Below are 23,513 nucleotides of genomic sequence, written 5' to 3' on the forward strand. Positions count from 1 at the left end.
ACTTACTTCAACCATTTTCTAACTGCGTTATTTTTATCACGCCAAAGTAGGTTATGACTAATCTGTCATTTCTATCACTCGTTAAGATTTAGGTATAAATAGCTTTATCTGTTAATTAAATACATTTATCTGTTAATCAAATACATTTATTTGCATCACCTGTTAATACAAATCCATTTAAAAACATTATGTTATGATGATTTATTTTATTATCATTAAATTAATCTGCGCGAGTTCATATTTTCATATTTGAATTTATTTCAAATCTAAAAAATCCAAATTAGTTAAATGTGTCACTGATCATAAAAATGATTTTTATGAGTATTAGATGCCAAGTAAAACGAATAAGCTATTAAGCAGGTTGAATAGATGATGAAGGCGAGTAATGAATTTATCGATAAAGCAATTAAGGGCGTTTCTTATTCTCAGCGAAACGGACAGTTTTACTCGCGCGGCTAAAACTTTTAATTTATCGCAGCCTGCGTTCAGTTCGTTGATTGCCGGTTTGGAGGAGGAAGTCGGTTATCGCTTATTTGATCGGGATACCCGCCGAGTACAGTTAAACGCCAATGGTATCCATTTTATCGATTTAGCTCGTCGATTAGTGCAAAACCATGATGATGCCGTCGGTGAGATAAAATTGCGTGTGGCGGGCGATAAGGGCCATGTGACATTAGCCGTTTTACCCTCTATCGCGGTGGAATGGCTACCGGAGGTTTTGGTGCAATACAGCCTTATCCAACCAGACACTCGTATCAAACTGATAGACACGCAATGGGATCGTTGCCTCAAAGCATTGCTAGATGGGCAGGCAGATCTGGCACTCACAGCAGGCCAGCCCTCGCTGAGTACATTTAATTCAACGCTACTCTTTTCGGATAAATTTTATTTGCTGTGCCATCGTCATCACCCGCTGGCAAAGTTGGAAACCGTCGATATTGCGGATATTGGTCGATATCCTTTTATTGGTTTTTGCTCTGGCACCAGTATTCGTCAACATACCGACAGGTTGTGTGAAGGGGGTGAGGGATTTAACTATCAGATGGAAGTACGACAACTCACCACGATGATGGGGCTTATTGCCGCCAATTATGGCGTCAGTATTACGACGGGTTTAACGCTATTCCAGTTTCGCCATAAAGATATCGCTATTATTCCCTTTCGCGATCTGGCTCTGGAGCGTGCCGTCTATATGGTCACAGTTAAAGGACGTCACCAACCTGATTGTGCCCAGGCATTTGCTGATTTTATTTACCAACAAGCGCAGCACTTTTCCCCCAACTAATCACGATCACGCGTAATAAACCCAAGGTAGAAGAACACGCGACAAAGTTATTCAACATGAGTCGCGGTCGTTCAGATCAAAAGACAGCCGAGTCCTGAGTGACATCATAAGCAAAGCAGCCTAAAGTGATATTTTTGAGGACATCAGAATAAAGGCAGCAAAAGAATGCAACAAAAATGGATAACTCAGTGGATCCCCGGGCTAACGACTTTTATTCATTATGATAAAGCCAATTTAAAACCTGATATCCGTTCGGGGCTTTCGGTTGCTGCTGTTGCATTACCTGTTGCCATTGCTTACGCCGAATTAATGGGTATCAATGCCATTGTTGGTTTGTATGCCTGTATTTTACCGATGATTGTTTATGCGCTGTTTGGGACATCAAGGCAATTAATTGTCGGCCCAGATGCCGCGACATGTGCCGTCATTACCGCCGCTATTGCACCGCTTGCCCTTGGCGATCCTAATACGCTGTGGCAGATGTCGATTGTCATGACAATAATGACCGGCTTCTGGTGCGTCCTCGCCGCCCGTTTTCGTCTCGCCATCTTTGCCGACTTCCTTTCTCAGCCGATACTGCAAGGGCTTTTAAATGGGGTCGCCATTACTATCATCGTCGGGCAGTTTGGTAATATTTTTGGGTTGAATTCACTCCCATCAGATTTGATTAAATGCCTGATAGCCCTGCCAGAAAGATTATCTGATACCCATAAATTAACATTATTACTTTCCGTGACGAGTCTCTTTACCCTATTTATTCTAAAAGTATTGCGGCCCAAATGGCCCGGCCCTCTTATTGTGATGACAATTGCCACGCTATTAAGTTGGTATCTGGATTTCAACGCGAAGGGGATCGCCATTATTGGCAGTTTAGGCGAAGGCTTGCCCCATATCACCATGCCTCATTTCGACCCTAATTTATTGCGTGAACTTGTCGTCCCTTCACTCAATCTCGCCGTCATCAGTATTGTGAGCTTTATGATGACGGTACAAAGTTTTGCCAGTAAAAATGGCTATGAAGTCGATATTGATAAAGAGCTCTATGCGCTGGGTTATATCAATATTGTCGCGGGTGCATCACAAGGATTTGCGGTCAGTGCAGCAACCAGCCGTACAGCGGTCAATGACGATAACGGTGGCAAGTCTCAAATGGTGTCAGTGGTCGCCGCCTTAATGATTGCTCTGGTGCTTATCTTCCTGACTCAAACCCTGAGTTTCATTCCGCTGGGGACACTCGGTGCGGTACTGATTTATGCCGCATGGTCGATGTTCAGTTTTAAAGCCATCACCTCTATGCGAGCGCACAATCGTTCGGCCTATATTCTGACCGTCTTTACTTTAATTGCAGTGTTAGTCGTCGGGCTGATTGATGGTATCGGATTTGCCATTATTCTTGGGTTATTGCAATTCCTTCGCACGGTATTCAAACCGACAGATCAATTACTTGGCGTTGATAGCCAAGGCATCATTCACTCAATCAATGCCTCCGATAACATCAAACCGATTGATGGTCTCATCATGTATCGCTTCAATTCTATTCTGACCTATTTTAATGCCACTTATTTTAAAAAACGTGTGACCCTACTGGTGAACAGCGCGACCACACCCCCTCAATGGTTCGTTGTCGATGCGACGGCGAGCTTTACTTATAACGATGCCAGTGTGTTCGCGATGCTCAAAGAGCTGGTCCCCATCCTGAAAGAAAAAGGCGTGACACTCATTCTTGCTGGCCGTAGCACAGAGCTCACCCGCTGGTTGGCAAAAAACAATATGTCCCATGACACACAAGAGCTTGTTTTAGTACCAGACCTCTATTTTGCCGTCCAAATGATCCAGCAAGATGAGATAAAGACAGAAGTAATGCGGCAAAAAACCGCCTTAATATCTGCGCAAGAGAGTTAAACATTCATTGTATAGGCGAAGGATGACAGCACCTGTAGGCATCCTTAACGTCTGCCGTAGGGAGATACTTAAAATGATTTTCCCTGCGAAAGTATCATTCACTAATATATATATAAAAATTATTCATTCCAACTGCCGCATTAAAATCAAAAGAATAAAAATCCACAACATTCATAAAAATCAGCATAACACCCCACCAATGATGTTTGGTTAAGATACTTTGATCTAAATCAAATTTCTTTGACGATTTTAAATATCGCATATAATCGAATCCAACATAAACACATAGGTTTATTAAAAATGAACTATTTCTCTTTGAAGAAATGGATGGATTCCTTATATCTATAAAATAAAATTATTATATTTTATTTTCCGAAAACTATTAATTTTTATATGAAAACTCTAATTACAGGAGGGGAAATGATCGACGTTATCATTTTCAGCAAAAGCTCATTGTTTATTTTCTCACTACAAATTATTATTCATAACAATATGAGTGTAGATAAAAACAAAATAAAAACTAAACTATTTAATTCTTTTGAGAAATTTAATGATCAGTTAGATAATAATAAAATAAATATTGTCATTTTCGATATCGACGGCATCTCAAAAGAAAATCAAAATGTTATTTTTGATAAAATTAAGCATCAAGATAGAAACGTTCACCTCCTCGTTTTTTGCCAATATGAGGAAGATTCACTTTATTACCACACTTTATCTGAAGTAACGCGTTCTGTCGTCAGTAAAACAGCACCCGTCACTGAGATTGCATCATTATTTAATAAACTATTAATTTGGGTGAGCAAAAATAAAGATGATAATATCCCATTGGATTTAAGTGCCCAATCACAACCAATGCTATCAAAGCGAGAAAAAGAGGTTTTGCATTTAGCAACTATGGGTATGGATTATCAAAGTATTTCAGAACACTTAAACATATCAAGAAAGACAGTAAGCCACTACATGTCAAATATACGAGACAAATATGGTTACAAGCGAAACGCTAACGTTTACTTTAGATACTAAATGCACATGGTGTCATAACATGGGATTCCACTGCACTCAGATTTTTGGCAACCAAAATTCGGGTATAGACTAAGCCATTTATCGACACCATGTAACTTTCTCAAAAACGCTATAATATAGCATCCTATAGGATACGCAATTAAAGGTTAATCTCAATATTACACTATTTCCCTAAGAGAGACTTTATTATAACTGCGCTCATATACTCACTGGTAACTCATGTTGGTGATAACTGATATCCAAACTATTAACGTTGTATTTCTGACATATACTACATCTGTAATCAATGACTTTCTTATAAGGAATCGCTAGTAACTGTGCTATTTGTTTATTATTCAAACCAGCAATAATTAGTTTTAATGTTTTCTTTTCATTTTTAGTCAGCTTTGGAATTTCAACATTATCTTTTTCTAAATTAACAACCACATTATTATATTTATCATCACACACTCTTTCTATTGTGGTGATAATATTCAATATACTGCTAGTTTTATACAGGATCGCATTATAAACGTTAGGTATCACACGCAAGTCAGTTTTTTCGTCACATAATATAACAACTTTTGATTTATTATTTATTTTTCTTAGCATTACATATACATCAATATAGTCGGTTAATGTTATATCGAGCAAGACTAACTTAGTATTTTGGTTTAACGCGCGGACAAATGAATCCGTTGTCTCATAGGTTTTCACCATAACTTTTTCAAGATTATTAGTATTAAAAACATCATTGAATATATACTCAAATGAGAATGACAGTAACTGACATTTGCTAAATACTAGAATATCCATATTTTCACCTCTCCTTATGGCTAACAGCTTAAACAATCCCAATTACAACACTCTAACGCTAAGTATAGGTCAAAAAAATTATTTTGCTTATGTTATAAATAATATCTTTGATATCTAATTTATCAGTAGCGAAGGGGATATTTATATAAGTTAACCTGTAGAGATGAAATGTTGTTTAAGAGGTGTGCTAATCGAACGTCAGCAAGATAATGACAAAGGGATGCGGGAAGTTATCAGCGAGTGCACGCGAGAAGCAGCTTTATTTCTCACCACAACATGATGACTGGCAACATCAATAAATGTGATGCTGCCAGAGAGTTAACAAGGAAATATAATCTGCAAAACTAAGCGCCAAAACGGCAACTCACTTCAAAACTACAATTCACGTTGTTCCAAGCTGGTATAAATCGTTTTAATTTCACCTTTTAGGCTTTCGCCACGGTACACCATTGATGTGTCGTACCGCTGATACCTCTCTTCTCGCGCGGCGCTAAACCAATTGAACGACCCTATGCACAGCACCCCTTCGTCTCCAATCACAATTTTACTGTGAACGCGCTTGACCAGCTTCGTCGTGATACCCATTTCTTTCAGCTCTGCCACAGCATCATTAAGGCGCTGCTGTTTCTCTTTGCGCTTTTCATAATCGGTATGGTCGATATTAAAATTTTTATCCGTTACCACAGTAATTTCAATCCCACGCGATCGTGCCTGAACCATTGACGTTAGGAAGCCCGTTTGTTCTAACTTTTGCCATGTCAGCCAAGGGGAAACGATAGTGATGTTCTTTCCGATAGTGTCAAAGGTCTGGTTCAGAAACGCATCATGCTGCTCCACGCCATGTAGGGTTGAGATCTGCGTTTGTACTGCGCTTAAATCTTTACGTTCTTGGCGCTCAAACTGCAATGCGTTGCTGTCCGAAGCAAACAGGTATTTTGCCAGCAATCCACGCGGGGAAGATGCAGGCTGGATCTCAAACAAATCCATATCACCAAACACCAGAAAGCTATCTTTTGCACGGGAAACGGCAACGTTCAGCATGCTACTGTCGCTGTCGATAAACCCTCCATCCTCATGTTTGGAATACACTGGGGAGAAGAGGACTATCGATCTTTCGGCACCCTGCAGGGAGTGGACTGTACCGACCGTGAGTGAATCTTCATCGCCACTACAGTTAATCCCGAGCTTACGCAGTGACGCCTTAATGGCGCTGACCTGTGCTGAAAATGGCGTGACGACCCCCACGACTTTATGCAGTGGTTTGTCATAATGACGCTCTAGTTCCTCTTTGTGCGCCACAAGCCAGCCCGCTATCGTCTCTGCCTCAAAGGTGTTGTAACGGCTCCCGCCGTTTGTCTGCTGACCCAGACCATCGATATGTAGATAGCCCATTGCCGGAAGAAACGTCTCTTTTTCCACCCCTCGTTTAGGCTGCAACTTACCGTGATAGCAGAGCGCATTACAGTAGCCGATAATGTTATCAAAGCAGCGGCGGTGTTCGTACAGGTACATCCCACGAGCCAGATCCGAGTCGTAGTGATAGCGAGAATTAAACTGGGCAACCTTCATGACGCTACCCGATGCAGCACTTTTGCCTGAATCACTCACCATTGCATAAGCATCCGTGAGTTCTTCTTGAGTACCACCAGGGAGGATGTTCTCCTCCACCATATTGCCTATATCAATGGCGGGTAAGCTGTTCCAGATAGGGGCAATTTGTTCTGTATCGCCAATCACTAATGCCTTCTTCGCCAATGCAAAGGAGGCTGCTGCAACTTCAGGAAGCACCTGCCCCGCTTCATCGGCGATCAGCAGATCGGCAAAATTATATAAATAACTATCATCAAATTTCTTCCCACCAACATGTTCCCTGATGGCCAGATGATGAGGAAGCATATAGCAGGTCATCACCACACAGGGGGTGAGCTTCATCCTGCGTTGCCAGCGGGCCGTGATCGCCCTCGCCCCTTTAAGACCTTTTTCTTTTTGAAGATCATCAATAGCGGCCATGTCCATTAGCCAGCGACCTTCCCAGTAGTGGGTCGCCATCAGGAACGCTGGGAAACGGATCTGTGTATCAGCAAGCTCGTCGGCTCCGGCCAAACTCAGTTCCTCGTCACCGGTATACCCCAGCGATCGGTTCAGACCCCGCCAGTCTTGAATAGCCTCACTTGCGCGTCGGGAAACGTCCTGAGCGAGATCGATTTGCTGCTGATACTGACTCTGTTCTTTTTGCGCTTGAACAATCAGGCCGTCGATATACGCGTCGATACCGTCCGGTGCGGTGCCCTGAAACGCAGCCATTCTTGTGCCAAACGTCTCATCGAGGAAGAGATTAATCTGATAGTGGCGCTTAGTGCGAATGGCTGGAATCCAAGTGAAGAACGCATACATCATCGACTCACCGGCGCGATATTGCTGCCACTGCTTTTTGCTCTGGGTTAAAAAGGCGATTTCATCTGTGCTGCCAAGCAGTAACGTATTTTTGTCCTGAATATACTGGTCGAGATCTTCGCTTATGGCATTTCGCTCCCGACGGATGCAGTTCAGTTTGTCCCACGCGGGCTCGATTTGCTTAAGCTGCGCGGATTGCTTGGTTAAACACGCATGCAGAAGATCCACAACATGTTCGGGAGAGCTACAATCCGCCGATGGGAACGCCGCCCTTGCCTTCTCAAGATAAAAAACCAGCGCATCTTCAACATATTCCAAAGATTCAACACGGTAAAAAAAATCATCCGTCTGGTATTTTTTCGCGGCATCAGCCTTACGGCCCGAAGACGGGAAGTAAGCGCCATAGCTTTTCAGTTCAGGTAGCCAACGACCAGCCATTGCTCCAGTGCCCGTGGAAAAATCTTTACCGAAGGCTTCAATGATGTTGGTCACAGCCTGATTGTTGGTTGATGTGGCAATCACCACGGGTGGTTCAGTTTTATTCAGGGCTGCTCTTGCCCATTCAGTCGCAATGATCGAGAGAACCAAAGTGGTTTTTCCGGTTCCCGGTGGGCCATTGACGGCGAGGATCTCACCCTGCTGCTGAGTGAGATAGTGACTCAGGGCATCCCGCTGCGCCTTTGCTAGCGGGAACTCATCACCGGAATGCCCCAGACGCTCGCTGAGCATTGCATTGTCAGCAAGGAGAGGTACAACAGGTGGCATTTCCGTTGAAGCAAAGCTCGCCAGTAACGGGACCTCTTTTTTGCACTTCAGCAGATGATCGTACAGAGGACGGATATGGATGCTAGCCCCGCCGGGTTGGTTCGCTTTGATAACATAGCCGTATCCGGCCGGTTCGTATTGCTCATGGGTTTTAACCCACTGACCGGCAACATGTTCTAAAAGATCGTTGAGGTCTTTTAGGTGCTTTTGCCACTGATTCCGATACTTTTCAGCACGCTCTGCACGTTGCTCGTCAGTCTCGTCCCGACGATCTTGTTCGCTATCATCACCAAAAGTGAATGAACTATGTGTCGTTTTATATTTGTCGTACTGCGTCATCTCGCCAATGGAGAAGGTGCCTTTAGGAAGCGGTTCGAGCAGGTCGCGAGGGATGGTAGCAGGTGCCATTGGGAACAAAAAACCGTCGCGGTTTAAGAGAGCGGAAGTCACCAACGGCGTCACGATACCTGGTGCGCCCGCAGTCCGCTCTTTGCCATGCTTTAACCGGCGGAACCAAGCTTGTGGGCGTAGCATTACTTCGACGGTTTTAACCGCATCATCTTCATCCTTGAAAAATGCGTGAACAGTCTCCTCATTCAGCCGCCCCTTAGTGGTGTCCACCCATCGGGTGAATGAGTCTTCGTCTTTACGTTCAAACGCACCTTTACCGGACTCAGCATCTGCTAAGGTATTACGCCAGTATGATGCAAATCCCTGAGTATTCCTGTCCATAGCCCATCCCTTGCTTTAACTAAAATTATTGATTTAGTTGATATAAACATTACTAATGGTTAAGTATTGTCCACTATGTGAGCAGGATCGCAATGATTTATTTGTGTTGAGAAAGCTTGTGATCACGGTATAGGGATATTTCTTGATGCAGGTATTCACCGTTTTTTAATTCTGCCTGCGTTGAAAATTTTTCAGTAAATAGAGGGGGGTTGTTTATACGATATGAGGATGTGGAACACCTTCTGAGCGCTAAAGTAGTGGCTGTTTTTTTGTATAAATTAACTTAAACCTTGTTTTTTTGTGGCTTACAAAGCTTTTTCTTATAAATAAGTGGGTCTACAGTTATCTTACAGATCCTAACTTCGTATCCGAAATTTGAAATACTTTTATTGAAATTCTTTAAATTTATCTTAGAAAATAATGGCAAGTCTTCTGGAATTTTTTTGTTTGTGGCTATGGCAAAAACTACTTTATATTTTTTTGCCTCAGGTCTAATACTATGATCCGTTAGTTTTATATGAGCTGGTAATTTTTCATTAAGCTTTTCCCTAAACTCCGAATCGCTTATAAAAAGCTCAGAACCCACAAATGCCTGTGAGAAAAGATGACTCATACTTTGCGAACCACTATAATATTTCACATGGATAAAATCTGACCCGTCTCTAATTAAATCGCAAAATTCGATCTTGCCTTTTCCCCCACCATGATAAATGAATTTTTGATCCATATGTGTAAAACCTTTATCAGTAATGCAAACTTGCTTATTATATTCTTCTTCTCTTATGTATGAATAAATTGGAAACTTATCTGTTTCTTCATAATGAACAATCCGTTTCATTTCATCATCAATGGTTGATACAAATTTTCGGTCAGCCACATACCAAATAGAGTCTCTCAGAATATAGTTTTGGTCTCCCTCTTTTATCTCGGCATAAATACATCTGTATAGAGACCATTTCTTTATTGACTCAAAATCTGCATTCAACACATGCAGACTACTCCCCTTAAGGCCTTCTACTGATATTTCAGTTTTTTTGCTACTAAAATACTCACTGATATGCTCAACTGACAAACTTTCATAAATAATGCTTCTTTGTCTCTTTTCAAAGCAATATCCTAACTGATTCTCCCAGTCTACGATTTCCGGTTCACCTAGCCATAGGTCATTAGAGTCTTTAGCATTTATTAAATCTATAAGAATGGCATCAAGTATCTCAACCTCTGCTTCATCAGCTTCCTTTATATTATTAACCCATTCAAACTCCTCTGGGAGAGGTAGGGAATAAATAGAATCTATTTTATTTAACAAATCTGGCATGGACTTAAGATCAATATCAGGAACGATTACAAAGGCATCTTTACCTGTAATTTTATTGCCTAAAATATCTTCAGTGGAAGTCCCTGTAAGAGTTGTAAGAATATCCATCTCGGAGTCTATTTTAAGATTATATATATCTACTTCTTTACTGCTCTGACTGCGAGTTAATAGATTTGTTTCATTATGGCTACCTTTATCCAAACTACGAATTTTGTTATGTTCGATACAATTAAGTGTCGTTTTAAGCCCAAAACCTTTGACAATACTATCATCATTAATCAAGTGATGCCCTGTCCCAAACGGAATAAGATACCTTGCGTTATTCACCTCAACAACTAAGACTGCTCCAGTGCTACTATTTTTACCGAAGAAATCGTGATCTAAATCCGGCTTTTGGCTCGTAAATAAAGTTGTCCACTCAGGCGGCTTTGGATCTAAGAATTGTTTTGCATATAAATATACTCGAGCCTCTTCCATGTCGAACTCAATCGGATTTCTTACTCTCTCCAAATTCAAAACTTTATCAATGTCATCCTTGAATCTTTTTGCTTTATATATCGAGAGTTTAATCTTCATTTTAATCCCTTCATAACTCTTTAGCGGGCCAGAATATTCAATGAGTTCAATAATTGAGTATCGAGTGTTTCAGTTACAGGAGTTGGTAGCCCGTTCGCAACCCGGTAATTCTTTATAGACTGTCTCGTAGAAGGCCCCATAATGCCGTCAATATTACCGTTGTAAAATCCCTTATCCAGCAATGCGAATTGAACCCGCATGATTAAGCGCTTACGCTTCTCAGAATCAGAAGTCAGCCCATTACTTGCACGGGTAGTTCCATTCGTTCCCGCAGAATTTGTGGTCGTAGAGGTATCTGTATCATTGGAACGAAGCGAACGGACTGATGAAGAAGACGATGATGAACTTGTCCCTGAACTGGAAGAACCAGAAGAGCTTGGTGTGCTGTAAGTTTTCGGATAATAGGGCGTAGAACTCCCCCCATAGTATCCACCACCAGAAGATGATCTATGAGAGCTATGACTGCGATGTGAACTGTGACTGCGATGACCCGCTATATAAAATGGCACCTCTGTGTTTAAGGGGGCTATCACCATATCATGCTCGTTAAGAGACATTGCTGGCAGATCACTCGCACCTATAGCTGAGTCACTTGCCCAGACTGAATTATTCAGAGCAAGAAATCCCGGAAGTAATGCAGCAAAGTTAATTTTTTTCATTTGATAGGTCTCGGAGGTTGATGAAAACGGCCTTTTGATGAACTGAAATAGCCAGCACAGGAAGACTTCTGAGTGCATTCATCACATTCTTTTGGATAGTAATTTTTCCAGTCGGAAATAGACTGCGTAGCAAATTCCCAAGCTCTTTTAGGAAGGTGACACAATGGATAATTAAAGATAGTAAGAGGAATTCCTGACCTGCGAGCAGTGTCTACAGCAGAAAGGATCTTCTCGCTATAGCTGTCGTGCTCAACGAAGATTGATGACCAGTTCTTGCGGGCCCATCCAATCGATTCCAGCCCCATAAGTGAAATTTGGTTTATATTGGAGAACACACGGCCAGTGAACTCAACGATGTCATCAAGTTCTGTATAGTTAGCCTGTGTAGGGATGACTCTCAGTTCAATGTTGATCCCTGAGTTCCCTGCATTGATTAACCCTCTGACTGTCTCATCAAATGCCCCCTCACTTCCAACCAGATAGTCGTGAACTGATGACTTTGAAGAATAAAGTGGGATACCAAAAGTCATTTTGATCTTATCGCTTCGTTCTTTCATCTGACGAGTAAAACTGACATCTGAAAATTTCCGACCATTTGTTAAAACATGCAAAGCAGTGTTTGGCGAATTTTCGATGATGAAATCGATAAATTGTAGGAAATCGTCACCATACAGTAGAGGCTCTCCCCCGCTCACTCCGACTACACCGTTCAAAGAGAAAGAGGCGATGGCAAGTGCAGACTGATTGAGTAGCCAGTCATCGTTTCCGGTCTTAGGAGGCTGCGAACAAAACAGGCAACTGTTGTTGCACCTTTCAGTTACCAGAACCGTATTATGATTTGCTCTTCGGGACAAAATCACCCTGAGCATGTTGCCGTTGTTAACGATCCCGATGTCACCATCTTCTATCGAATCAAAAAGCTCTTTGCTATAAACAGAGTCTGTAAAATATACAGGTAGCTGTGAATAGCTATTTGCCTTAGTGACAAGCAAATTTGGGAGGAAGAACTGAGGGTTTTTTGGCTTGGATTTGCACAAGCGATAGAATCCCTGCTGAACTGGCAGTTCAGATGAAAACCGGAAAATATCGTTTCTTAACACCTCAGACATAAGCCCATCCTTTAAGCATCTCTGCCATAGGCCCATCCTGAGATATCTCGTTCAGAAGGTAACGGAACATACCTTTGTGGTATTGGCAGAATGTAGACCGGCTCTTGTCACCGACGGGTTCGCCGTGAACACTGATATTTTGGCAAGGATCTGCACCACAGAAAGGCTGATAGGCGCATGTGTCACAACCAGGCATAGCGAAGTTAAATGATGATGTTAATGACGACCTGTAGAACTCACTATTACTGAACGACAGGGAAGAAAAGTTACCAGCACTAAAATCTGCTTCGGGATTCACTTTCTGAAGCATACGGCTTTCGTCGCTACCGTAAACCTTCCCGTCATAATTGAAGAGGATACAGTTCAGAACCACTCCGCTTGGCGATTTCAGGTCTGCATAGCCACTGAAGCTCGGGTTAAAGATTCTCTTAATATGGATAGCAGCCGAATGCTCAACGACAGGTATGCCCTTCTGATTCTGAAGTAACACTTCTTCCATCAACTCTTTGTAAAATCCGAAATACTCCGGCATCGAAAAGGTAAAGCTTTGCTTTTGGGCAAATCCGTATGGGCTGACAGGTCTAATAAACATATCCGTAAGACCTTGGCCCAAATGAGTCTCTACTATCGAAACAGGATCTTCGGTAAGTTCCTTTGTAACAGTGGTTACTGTAGCAACACGATTAGAACCCAATTCATCACGTATGAGTTGCATACCACCAATAGCTCTCGAGTGAGCTTTTGCTCCAGGGAGGATTCGATTCTTATTGTGGATATGTTCATTGCCATCGAGAGATACAGAGAAAGTAATGTTCCTACTTCTCACCCACTCGATGACAGAAGCATCTAAAAGTGACAGGCTTGTTGCAATAACCATTTCAAAGACTTCGGGGCCGAGTGAGACCTGACATTCGTTATAGATCATTTGCACAAGATCGAATCTGAGGAGTGGTTCTCCCCCCTGAACTTCGATTTTGTATGGCGGGGTTCCCAATTTCTTTATAGCGCTGATAATTTCAGGTATGAGCGTAGGGTCAAGATCGTAGCCACTTGCTCCAACTGCTGCTCTGCTAACCTGACAATACTTGCAGGTATGATCACATCTCAGTGTAGGAACTATCATGAAGATTGGCCTGATGGCTAAATCATTCATGAGTCTTTTAGCGAAACCAGAACTTAACGCAGAAGAAGCCAATGAAACCGCGTCATCATTCACAACAAAAAGCTTACTTTCAAGACTACTCGATACACTACTCTCTGTCAGGAACTGGTTGCGTGATAGTTGGAAAAGCTCTGCATCCTCAATGAAGTGGTGGAAACCAGCCAGATTACTGATGAAAACCTTACCATCATTTAATCTATCGAAGTTAAACGGCATGAGCTTCATCCAGCGAGTCTCTCATCAATACTCTTCAGGACATTGCTGATAATTGCTGCTCTGACTCTTCCCGTATGGCTATCGAGAGATTCCCTGAGTTGGAAATCGTTTCTCAACCGTTCAAATTCGAACTGTACTTCCTCACTAACCACATCAAAAGAGACATGCCAATTTACATCGTCCTCTTCTAGTCGCCACCGTGTATATGCAGTCATCCAGTAAAGGCTGTTTCGTAAAACCCATTCAGAACATGCTGTTTTGCTTATCGTTTTATTCCACATATCCATCTCAAAAGAGTAAAGAAAAGGTAAGTATTAGATTGATTTATATTTATTGAGCTTCCGACTAAGCTCCTAGAAAAGATAACGTTTATTCAAAAAAAGAGAAAATAAATAATGCATTGAAATTTATATAGTTACACTCATTACAACCAAGATTTAATCAATAATTAATAACCTTACATCTTAGATGGTTAGTTTGTAAATTTTTTTTACATTTTATGATTAACAAAACGAATGATTAGGTGAAAGGATTGTGGCCAGAAGTGTGTGAAGTTCCCCCTCAATTACGCCTTTAAAAAATGGTTGGTTTGTAGTGGTCAACTAAAACTGGTTACCGCTTTAGCGTTTTTCCAGTATCTAGACACCTAATGCCAAAATCTTTCGCTTACCCTCAAAGCGATACTGTAAATGCCAGTATTTTGAGCCATTAGGGTTAATTAGCAGGTACATACCCTGCCCATCCGTAAGTTTGAAGGGTTTATCTGAGGGTTTGGTCGTTCAAACTTTGATATCGGTGAGAGCCATCAGTTGATGGCCTCCATTGTTGGTATCAAAATCAATCTTTCCACATATACCATCATTTGTTGGTATATGTGGAAAGATGTGAGTGGACGTTGAAAGACAGGAACGTATAGGGAAATGAGCTAATTGCTGAATTTTAAGCAAAAAAAAGCCACCTTTCGGTGACTTGATTTTCATACTTATGGTGCCGAAGGCCGGACTCGAACCGGCACACCTCGCGGCGGTTGATTTTGAATCAACTGCGTCTACCGATTTCGCCACTTCGGCACTGAAGTAGTATGCGGAGAACGAGGTGAATTATACCTACCAATGATCCGCATGCAACTGTTATCCCACCAAGTTTAGTCTAAGTGCTGAAAAAACCGCCATCAGCGACGTTTAAGCAGCAAATAAACACTGATCAGGAGGAAAAGTATACTAGGTAGCAGCGCGCCAATGACTGGTGGGATGCTGTATACCAAGCTTAGTGGGCCAAATATTTGATCCAGTACGTAGAAAACAAAGCCAAAGAAGATGCCGGTAACCACTCGGACACCCATTGGCACACTTCGTAATGGACCGAAAATAAATGACAGCGCCATCAGCATCATGACCGCTACCGAGAATGGCGCAAATATCTTGCCCCACATGTTCAGCTCATAACGACTGGATTCCTGACCACTTTGCTTCAGGTATTTACTGTAATCATGTAGCCCGCTGATGGAGAGCGAATCTGGATTCATGGCAACCACGCCTAGCTTCTCGGGTGTCAGATTGGTCTTCCACTCACCGGTTAGCGTCTGCGAACCGGTCACCTGCTTAGGATTACTTAAATCAGATTCATCGACCTGCGATAAACGCCACACATTATCTTCATAAGTGGCTGTCGCTGCGTAACGAACCGACATCAGACGATCTTGCTGATCAAAGTGATAAATATTGACGCCCGTCAGTTCGTTGTCACCTGATACTCGCTGAATATAGATAAAGTCAGAGCCGTCTTTTGCCCACAAACCAGCTTGTGTGGATAACAGCGAACCACCGTACATCTGTTGTGCGCGGAAATTACGCGCCATCTGTTCACCCTGTGGAGCGACCCATTCGCCAATGGCCATGGTTAACAGCACGAGTGGAATAGCTGTTTTCATGACCGCCGCAGCAATTTGCATACGGGTGAACCCCGAGGCTTGCATCACCACCAGCTCACTGCGAGTCGCTAACGAACCTAACCCCAGCAATGCCCCGAGCAAAGCGGCCATCGGGAAGAATATCTCGATATCTTTCGGGATACTGAGCAAGGTGTACATACCCGCTGACACCGCCGAGTAATCACCTTGGCCGACTTTACGCAACTGATCGACAAACTTAATGATGCCGGACAACGAGACCAGCATAAATAAGGTCATCAGGATGGTATTGAGGATAGTCCGCCCGATATAACGGTCTAATACACCAAACATCAGGCAGCACCTCTCAGTCGAGCACGTAACTTACGAGCCGGCAGGCCATCCCACAGGTTCAATATCACCGCAATCGCCAGATAAGCGCCGTTTACGGCCCACATCCAGATAAGCGGGTCCAGCTTACCGTTGCCTGCATTAGAGCGCAGGGAGCTTTGCAGTAAGAAGAAAATCAAATACAGCAACATCGCAGGTAGCATACTGAGGACGCGGCCTTGGCGTGGGTTAACCACACTAAGTGGCACGACCAACAGCGCCATCACAATCACTGAGACAATCAGTGTTAAACGCCAATGAAACTCTGCACGGGCGTCGGGTTCATTCGAGTGCCATAGCTGCGTCATCGTCATCTGATCAGCCGCATTATTATTTTGCTGTACTTCTTGATGACCAATAATCGCCTGATAATCGACAAAATCGGTGATGCGGAAATCACGCAACAACGCCGTGCCTTCATAGCGAGTCCCTTTATTAAGGATAACCACTTGTGAGCCATCAGGGCGTTCGGTCATATGGCCGCTATCTGCCACCACCACTGAGGGGCGCTGATTACCTTTTGGCCGCAATTGTGCCAAAAACACGCGGTTGAACTCTTTACCCGAGACATTGCCGATGAATAAAGCTGAATTACCGTCAGTAGAGGATTTAAACTGTCCTCCCGCCAATGCCGCGATACTGGGGTTCGCTCTGGCATCATTCAGCACTTCGTCTTGATGTTTGGAAGACCAAGGACCAAGCCAGATAGTGTTGACTGCCGCCAGTGCAGAGGTACCCAGCGCCAAAATCAACGCTGCGACAATAAGGGATTTTTTGCCCATGCCGCAGGCATGCATCACGGTGATTTCACTCTCCGTATACAATTTGCCTAACGTCATCAACAAGCCAAGGAATAGGCTTAGTGGCAAGATAAGTTGTGCCATTTCCGGCACACCGAGCCCTAAAAGGGATAAAACCAAATTAGTTGGGATTTCACCGTCGACCGCAGCGCCTAATATCCGTACTAACTTCTGACTAAAGAAGATTAATAGCAGGATGAACAGAATCGCAATTTGGCTCTTAAGTGTTTCCCGTACCAGATATCTAATGATGATCACGCTAATACGCCTGTGAAAACTTGTCTTTTTGCAGGAAAATCGATAGTTTCATCGTTAATCCGCCATTTATTCTCATCATATGGCAACCTTCACGGCTAAAATAGTATTACAGCATCTAGCGTTTAGGTGTCCTATAGGAACATGCTTATAGTCGCCAAAACAAAACAACTTATGCCGTTAAGGTTAACACAGGTGGTTAACACAACGGAGTAGAGATCGTTGCGGAGCGCTACATTCTAGCGATAGCGCCCGCCTTTGTCTTTAAGATTCAGGAGAGTACATGGAGTTCAGTGTAAAGAGCGGCAGCCCGGAAAAACAGCGCAGTGCCTGTATTGTCGTCGGCGTTTTCGAACCCCGTCGTCTATCTCCAATTGCCGAACAACTCGACAAAATTAGTGATGGCTACATCAGCGCTTTGTTGCGCCGTGGTGAACTTGAAGGCAAAGTCGGGCAGACGCTGTTACTGCACCATGTGCCGAATATTCTCTCCGAGCGCATCTTGTTAATTGGTTGTGGCAAAGAGCGCGAGCTTGATGAACGCCAGTACAAGCAAGTGATCCAAAAAACCATCAATACCCTTAATGATACCGGCTCAATGGAAGCGGTTTGCTTCTTGACCGAGCTGCATGTCAAAGGCCGCAATACTTACTGGAAGGTGCGTCAGGCAGTTGAAACCGCCAAAGAAACGCTTTACACCTTCGATCAGCTTAAAAGCAACAAAACCGAGCCTCGTCGCCCGCTGCGTAAAATGGTATTCAACGTACCCACTCGCCGCGAACTGACCAGCGGTGAACGTGCCATTCAGCACGGTCTGGCCGTCGCATCTGGCATCAAGGCCGCCAAAGACTTAGGCAATATGCCGCCAAACATCTGTAACGCCGCGTATCTGGCGTCTCAGGCTCGCCAACTGGCGGATGCGTTCAGCACCAATATCATCACTCGCGTTATCGGTGAACAGCAGATGAAAGAGTTGGGTATGCACTCTTATTTAGCTGTCGGCCATGGTTCGCAGAATGAATCATTAATGTCGGTGATAGAATATAAAGGTAATCCAAATCCTGATGCTAAGCCAATTGTGCTAGTAGGCAAGGGGCTGACCTTCGATTCTGGCGGTATTTCTATCAAACCTGCCGAAGGCATGGATGAGATGAAATACGACATGTGCGGTGCGGCAACTGTCTATGGCGTGATGCGTGTGGTGGCTGAGCTACAATTGCCATTGAACGTGATTGGTGTGCTCGCGGGTTGTGAAAACATGCCTGGTGGCCGCGCTTATCGCCCAGGTGACATCCTGACCACCATGTCCGGCCAAACGGTTGAAGTGCTGAATACCGATGCAGAGGGCCGTTTGGTGCTATGTGATGCACTGACTTACGTTGAGCGTTTTGAGCCAGAATTGGTCATCGATATCGCGACCCTGACCGGTGCATGTGTCGTGGCGTTAGGCCATCACATCACTGGTTTGATGTCGAACCACAACCCATTAGCCCATGAGCTGATTGGTGCATCAGAGCAAGCCGGTGACCGTGCATGGCGCTTGCCGTTGGGTGATGAATACGCCGAGCAACTGGACTCCAATTTTGCTGATATGGCCAATATTGGTGGCCGTGCCGGTGGCGCGATTACCGCCGGCTGCTTCCTGTCGCGCTTTACTCGCAAATACAGTTGGGCGCATCTGGATATCGCTGGTACAGCATGGCGTTCAGGTAAGAACAAAGGCGCAACAGGCCGTCCGGTCGCGCTGCTGTCTCAGTTCTTGCTGAACCGCGCAGGGCAAAACGGCGACGATTAATCGTTTACTCTATTTCCATCGGATATACACTCAAAGTCATTGGAGTTGCAGGTAGGCGGCAAACGAGCTTCACCCGAATCACTTACATCAGTAAGTGATTCGGGTGAGTGAGAGCAGCTAACAACCCTGCGGCTTCAAGGACGAAGAGTGCAGAGAACCTATGAAAAACGCCACCTTCTACCTACTCGAACACGACACGCCTGCCGGTGAGCTGCGTGCTCATGAAGCGTTGGCCTGCGACATTGCGGCTGAACGTTGGCGGGCGGGCAAGCGGGTGTTGATCGCTTGTGAAAGTGAAGAGCAAGCCCAGCGGCTCGATGAAGCCCTGTGGCAGCGTGCGCCAGACCAATTTGTGCCACATAATTTAGCCGGTGAAGGACCAAAATATGGCGCGCCGGTTGAACTGGCTTGGCCGGAACGGCGTGGGAACTCCCCTCGCGACCTGCTGATCAGCCTGCTCCCCGAGTTCGCAGGTTTTGCCACCGCTTTCCATGAAGTGGTAGACTTCGTTCCTTACGAAGAAAATTTGAAACAGTTGGCGCGCGACCGATATAAGTCTTATCGCAGCGTCGGCTTCCATCTGACTACGGCGACGCCGCCAACCAACTGAAATAAAAAAGAAAATGGATAACACACCTTCTAGCATCGACAAAACTGAGCCATCCCTCGATAAGACTTACAGCCCGCAAGAAATCGAGCAGCCGCTGTATGAGCATTGGGAAAAGCAGGGTTATTTCAAGCCGAACGGCGATACCAGCAAAGAAAGCTACTGCATTATGATCCCGCCGCCGAATGTCACTGGCAGCCTGCACATGGGTCATGCATTCCAGCAGACCATCATGGATACCTTGATTCGCTACCAGCGTATGCAGGGGAAAAATACCCTGTGGCAAGCGGGTACTGACCACGCCGGTATCGCCACCCAAATGGTGGTTGAGCGCAAGATTGCCGCTGAAGAAGGCAAGACTCGCCACGATTACGGCCGTGATGCTTTTATCGACAAAATTTGGCAGTGGAAAGGTGAATCCGGTGGCACCATCACTCGTCAGATGCGCCGCTTAGGTAACTCCGTGGACTGGGAACGCGAGCGTTTCACCATGGACGATGGCCTGTCCAACGCCGTTAAAGAAGTGTTTGTCCGTCTGCACAAAGAAGATCTGATTTACCGTGGCAAGCGTCTGGTGAACTGGGATCCGAAACTGCGCACCGCTATCTCTGATTTGGAAGTGGAAAACCGCGAATCCAAAGGATCGATGTGGCATCTGCGTTATCCGCTGGCCGATGGCGCGAAAACCGCTGAAGGCAAAGATTACTTAGTCGTCGCCACCACCCGTCCAGAAACCGTCTTGGGCGATACTGGTGTGGCCGTGAATCCAGAAGATCCACGTTATAAAGATCTGATCGGCAAAGAAGTGATCTTGCCGCTGGTTGGCCGCCGCATTCCTATCCTCGGTGACGAACACGCCGATATGGAAAAAGGCACAGGCTGCGTGAAAATCACCCCAGCTCATGACTTCAGTGACTATGAAGTGGGTAAGCGCCATGCTCTGCCGATGATCAACATTTTGACTTTTGACGGTGATATCCGCGCAGAAGCAGAAGTGTTTGATACCAATGGCGAAGCGAGCAATGCATGCAGCAGCGCCATTCCAGAGCAGTTCCAAGGTCTGGAGCGTTTCGCCGCCCGTAAAGCTGTCGTGGCTGAATTTGATAAACTCGGTTTGTTGGAAGAAATCAAACCCCACGATCTGACGGTGCCTTATGGCGACCGTGGTGGTGTGGTCATCGAACCGATGCTGACTGACCAATGGTATGTCCGCACAGCGCCACTGGCCAAAGTAGCCATTGAAGCGGTGGAAAACGGCGAGATCCAATTCGTGCCTAAACAGTACGAAAATATGTATTACTCGTGGATGCGCGATATCCAAGACTGGTGTATCTCCCGTCAACTGTGGTGGGGTCACCGTATTCCTGCTTGGTATGACGAGCAAGGTAAAGTGTACGTTGGCCGCGATGAAGCCGAAGTGCGCCGCGAAAATAATCTCGGCCCTGAAATTGCCTTACGCCAAGATGAAGACGTACTGGATACTTGGTTCTCATCTGGCCTGTGGACTTTCTCCACCTTGGGCTGGCCTGAGCAGACTGATGCACTGAAAACTTTCCACCCGACCAGTGTGGTCGTCAGTGGTTTTGACATTATTTTCTTCTGGATTGCCCGCATGATCATGCTGACCATGCACTTTATGAAAGATGAAAATGGCAAACCGCAAGTTCCATTTAAAACCGTGTACATGACGGGTCTGATCCGTGATGACGAAGGGCAGAAGATGTCCAAGTCAAAAGGTAACGTTATCGATCCACTGGATATGGTTGACGGTATCTCGCTGGAAGAATTACTGGAAAAACGCACGGGGAATATGATGCAGCCGCAGTTGGCTGAGAAAATCCGTAAGCGTACCGAGAAGCAGTTCCCGAACGGCATTGAACCACACGGCACTGATGCCCTGCGCTTTACGCTGGCAGCACTCGCTTCCACCGGCCGTGATATCAACTGGGACATGAAGCGCTTGGAAGGTTATCGCAACTTCTGTAACAAGTTGTGGAATGCGAGCCGTTTCGTCTTGATGAACACCGAAGGTCAGGATTGCGGGCAGAACGGCGGTGAAATGGTGCTGTCATTGGCGGACCGTTGGATTCTGGCTGAATTTAATCAGACCATCAAAGCCTACCGCGAAGCGATGGACACTTACCGCTTCGATCTGGCGGCGGGCATTCTGTATGAATTCACTTGGAATCAGTTCTGTGACTGGTATCTGGAGCTGACTAAACCGGTGATGAACAGTGGTTCTGAAGCTGAGCTACGCGGCACTCGTCATACCTTGATTGAGGTGCTCGAAGCGTTGCTGCGTTTGGCGCATCCTATCATTCCTTACATCACTGAAACTATCTGGCAGCGGGTGAAGGTTCTGAAGGGTATTACGGCTGATACCATCATGTTACAGCCTTTCCCTGAATACGATGCTAGCCAAGTCGATGAGATAGCCCTGAGCGATTTGGAATGGATCAAGCAGACCATCATTGCTGTACGTAATATTCGCGCAGAGATGAATATCGCGCCGGGTAAACCGCTGGAAGTGATGTTGCGTGGTGCCAGTGCTGAAGCGCAGCGCCGTGTTGTAGAAAACCAGAGCTTCATTCAGTCACTCGCGCGTTTGTCCTCGCTCACCTTGTTGCCAGAGGGAGAAAAAGGCCCAGTATCGGTGACTAAGCTGGTTGAAGGCGCAGAAGTGCTGATCCCAATGGCGGGCCTTATCGATAAGGCCACCGAGTTGGATCGCTTGGCGAAGGAAGTCACAAAGTTGGAAGCGGAGATCGAGCGCATCGAAAGTAAATTGAGCAACGAAGGTTTTGTGGCGCGTGCGCCAGAAGCTGTGGTTGCCAAAGAGCGTGAGAGAATGGCCGCTTGCGCCGACGCTAAACAGAAGTTGATTGAACAGCAGGCAACTATCGCTGCACTGTAATTGGCAGTACTTTGATAGGTAGCATCCAATCACTGTGTTAGGGGGCCATGATAATTATTCACTATCATGGCCCCCTACTCTTTTATGATTGCCACCTTGCGCCATTCAATGGTATTACAGTTTATGACTAAGTTATTACCATTCGATTTATAGAGTAATACACCATGACCACAGCTACCCCTATTCGCTTGCTGGTGCGCCCCATCACAGCAGCAGACAATTTCGCCATCGCCAATGTTATTCGCGATGTTTCGGCTGAGTTTGGCTTGACCGCTGATAAAGGCTATACGGTGTCTGATCCGAATTTGGATCACTTATATGAGCTGTATAGCCAGCCGCGCAGTGCTTATTGGGTGATTGAAGTGGACGGTAATATTGCCGGTGGCGGCGGTATCGCACCTTTATCGGGTGGCGAAGTGGATTTGTGTGAATTGCAGAAAATGTACTTCCTGCCTATTTTGCGTGGGAAAGGTTTAGCGAAGCAATTAGCGTTGCAAGCGTTGGCATTTGCCCGTCAGCAGGGTTTTGGCCGTTGCTATCTAGAAACCACAGCCAGCCTGACGAGCGCTGTAGGTTTATATGAAAGATTAGGATTTGAGCATATCGATGGGCCAATGGGAAATACCGGCCATGTCGATTGCGAAGTCACGATGCTGAAAACATTATAAAAATTCAGGGCGCACAAGACGCCCTGATATTAAGAGTTAATCGTCCGACAACGCCAACCCCACCCGTTGTTACAGGCAACCCCACCAAGAATTCCCCTAAGTCATTGCCGTTGCAGGTAGGCAGCAAACGAACGAGTCCCGATGAGCTGACTCAAGTCGGTGATTCGGGTGAGTAAGTGCCGCTAACAACCCTGCAGTACCAAATCCTCCAAAGATTCCCCTAAGTCATTGCCGTTGCAGGTAGGCAGCAAACGAAC

At 45.0% G+C, this 23,513-nt stretch carries 16 protein-coding genes, 1 tRNA gene and 1 pseudogene; 7 read left to right on the top strand and 11 right to left on the bottom strand.

Features of this window, described 5'->3' with window-relative positions; genetic code table 11:
- Positions 1–385 precede the first annotated feature (385 nt).
- From BN68_RS11055 to BN68_RS11065, 3 genes are all read left to right on the top strand, one after another.
- Positions 386–1,285 (top strand): LysR family transcriptional regulator, encoded by a 900-nt coding sequence (locus BN68_RS11055; RefSeq protein ID WP_019211232.1) that lies wholly within the window; start codon positions 386–388, stop codon positions 1,283–1,285.
- Between the two features lie 165 nt (positions 1,286–1,450).
- The gene (locus tag BN68_RS11060; RefSeq protein WP_019211233.1) at positions 1,451–3,187 is read left to right on the top strand and encodes a SulP family inorganic anion transporter; all 1,737 of its coding nucleotides are present in this window, start codon (positions 1,451–1,453) and stop codon (positions 3,185–3,187) included.
- 420 nt (positions 3,188–3,607) lie between these two features.
- Positions 3,608–4,213 (top strand): helix-turn-helix transcriptional regulator, encoded by a 606-nt coding sequence (locus BN68_RS11065; RefSeq protein WP_019211235.1) that lies wholly within the window; start codon positions 3,608–3,610, stop codon positions 4,211–4,213.
- Between the two features lie 198 nt (positions 4,214–4,411).
- Here the strand turns inward: BN68_RS11065 and BN68_RS11070 are convergent, their stop codons facing one another.
- The 11 genes and pseudogenes from BN68_RS11070 to lptF form a co-directional block, all read right to left on the bottom strand.
- The gene (locus tag BN68_RS11070) at positions 4,412–5,008 is read right to left on the bottom strand and encodes a helix-turn-helix transcriptional regulator (protein WP_019211236.1); all 597 of its coding nucleotides are present in this window, start codon (positions 5,006–5,008) and stop codon (positions 4,412–4,414) included.
- Between the two features lie 375 nt (positions 5,009–5,383).
- A complete protein-coding gene (locus tag BN68_RS11075) occupies positions 5,384–8,899 on the bottom strand; it encodes an AAA domain-containing protein (RefSeq protein WP_019211237.1) in 3,516 nt (1,171 codons plus the stop codon).
- Between the two features lie 283 nt (positions 8,900–9,182).
- Positions 9,183–10,793: a TIGR04141 family sporadically distributed protein gene (locus BN68_RS11080; protein ID WP_019211238.1), complete on the bottom strand. Its 1,611-nt coding sequence runs from the start codon at positions 10,791–10,793 to the stop codon at positions 9,183–9,185.
- Positions 10,794–10,813: 20 nt separating this feature from the next.
- Positions 10,814–11,452 carry a His-Xaa-Ser repeat protein HxsA gene (hxsA, locus tag BN68_RS11085; RefSeq protein ID WP_042806644.1) on the bottom strand — a complete coding sequence of 213 codons (639 nt, stop codon included), beginning with the start codon at positions 11,450–11,452 and terminating at the stop codon, positions 10,814–10,816.
- Positions 11,449–12,561 (bottom strand): His-Xaa-Ser system radical SAM maturase HxsC, encoded by a 1,113-nt coding sequence (hxsC, locus tag BN68_RS11090; protein ID WP_019211240.1) that lies wholly within the window; start codon positions 12,559–12,561, stop codon positions 11,449–11,451. The genes hxsA and hxsC overlap by 4 nt, the downstream gene beginning before the upstream one ends.
- The gene (gene hxsB / locus BN68_RS11095; protein WP_019211241.1) at positions 12,554–13,948 is read right to left on the bottom strand and encodes a His-Xaa-Ser system radical SAM maturase HxsB; all 1,395 of its coding nucleotides are present in this window, start codon (positions 13,946–13,948) and stop codon (positions 12,554–12,556) included. The genes hxsC and hxsB overlap by 8 nt, the downstream gene beginning before the upstream one ends.
- Positions 13,945–14,226 carry a His-Xaa-Ser system protein HxsD gene (gene hxsD, locus BN68_RS11100; RefSeq protein WP_408068270.1) on the bottom strand — a complete coding sequence of 94 codons (282 nt, stop codon included), beginning with the start codon at positions 14,224–14,226 and terminating at the stop codon, positions 13,945–13,947. Before hxsD ends, hxsB begins: the two co-directional genes overlap by 4 nt.
- Before the next feature lie 354 nt (positions 14,227–14,580).
- A pseudogene (locus tag BN68_RS23670) lies at positions 14,581–14,745 on the bottom strand (Arm DNA-binding domain-containing protein); the annotation flags it as partial.
- A 179-nt stretch (positions 14,746–14,924) separates the two neighbouring features.
- Positions 14,925–15,009 (bottom strand) — tRNA-Leu (locus tag BN68_RS11105).
- 101 nt (positions 15,010–15,110) lie between these two features.
- On the bottom strand, positions 15,111–16,181 hold the full coding sequence (gene lptG / locus BN68_RS11110) for an LPS export ABC transporter permease LptG (RefSeq protein WP_019211244.1): 1,071 nt from the start codon (positions 16,179–16,181) through the stop codon (positions 15,111–15,113).
- Positions 16,181–17,275, bottom strand: coding sequence for an LPS export ABC transporter permease LptF (gene lptF / locus BN68_RS11115; RefSeq protein ID WP_019211245.1), 1,095 nt, complete (start codon positions 17,273–17,275; stop codon positions 16,181–16,183). The genes lptG and lptF overlap by 1 nt, the downstream gene beginning before the upstream one ends.
- Before the next feature lie 280 nt (positions 17,276–17,555).
- On the opposite strand from lptF, the gene pepA reads away from it, so the two are divergent.
- From pepA to BN68_RS11135, 4 genes are all read left to right on the top strand, one after another.
- A complete protein-coding gene (gene pepA / locus BN68_RS11120) occupies positions 17,556–19,067 on the top strand; it encodes a leucyl aminopeptidase (protein ID WP_019211246.1) in 1,512 nt (503 codons plus the stop codon).
- Between the two features lie 160 nt (positions 19,068–19,227).
- Positions 19,228–19,677, top strand: coding sequence for a DNA polymerase III subunit chi (locus tag BN68_RS11125; protein ID WP_019211247.1), 450 nt, complete (start codon positions 19,228–19,230; stop codon positions 19,675–19,677).
- A gap of 13 nt (positions 19,678–19,690) precedes the next feature.
- A complete protein-coding gene (locus BN68_RS11130) occupies positions 19,691–22,588 on the top strand; it encodes a valine--tRNA ligase (RefSeq protein WP_019211248.1) in 2,898 nt (965 codons plus the stop codon).
- 164 nt (positions 22,589–22,752) lie between these two features.
- Positions 22,753–23,256 carry a GNAT family N-acetyltransferase gene (locus BN68_RS11135; protein ID WP_019211249.1) on the top strand — a complete coding sequence of 168 codons (504 nt, stop codon included), beginning with the start codon at positions 22,753–22,755 and terminating at the stop codon, positions 23,254–23,256.
- The last annotated feature ends 257 nt before the right edge of the window (positions 23,257–23,513 follow it).

The organism is Yersinia massiliensis CCUG 53443, assembly GCF_000312485.1.
In the GTDB taxonomy this organism is placed as follows: domain Bacteria; phylum Pseudomonadota; class Gammaproteobacteria; order Enterobacterales; family Enterobacteriaceae; genus Yersinia; species Yersinia massiliensis.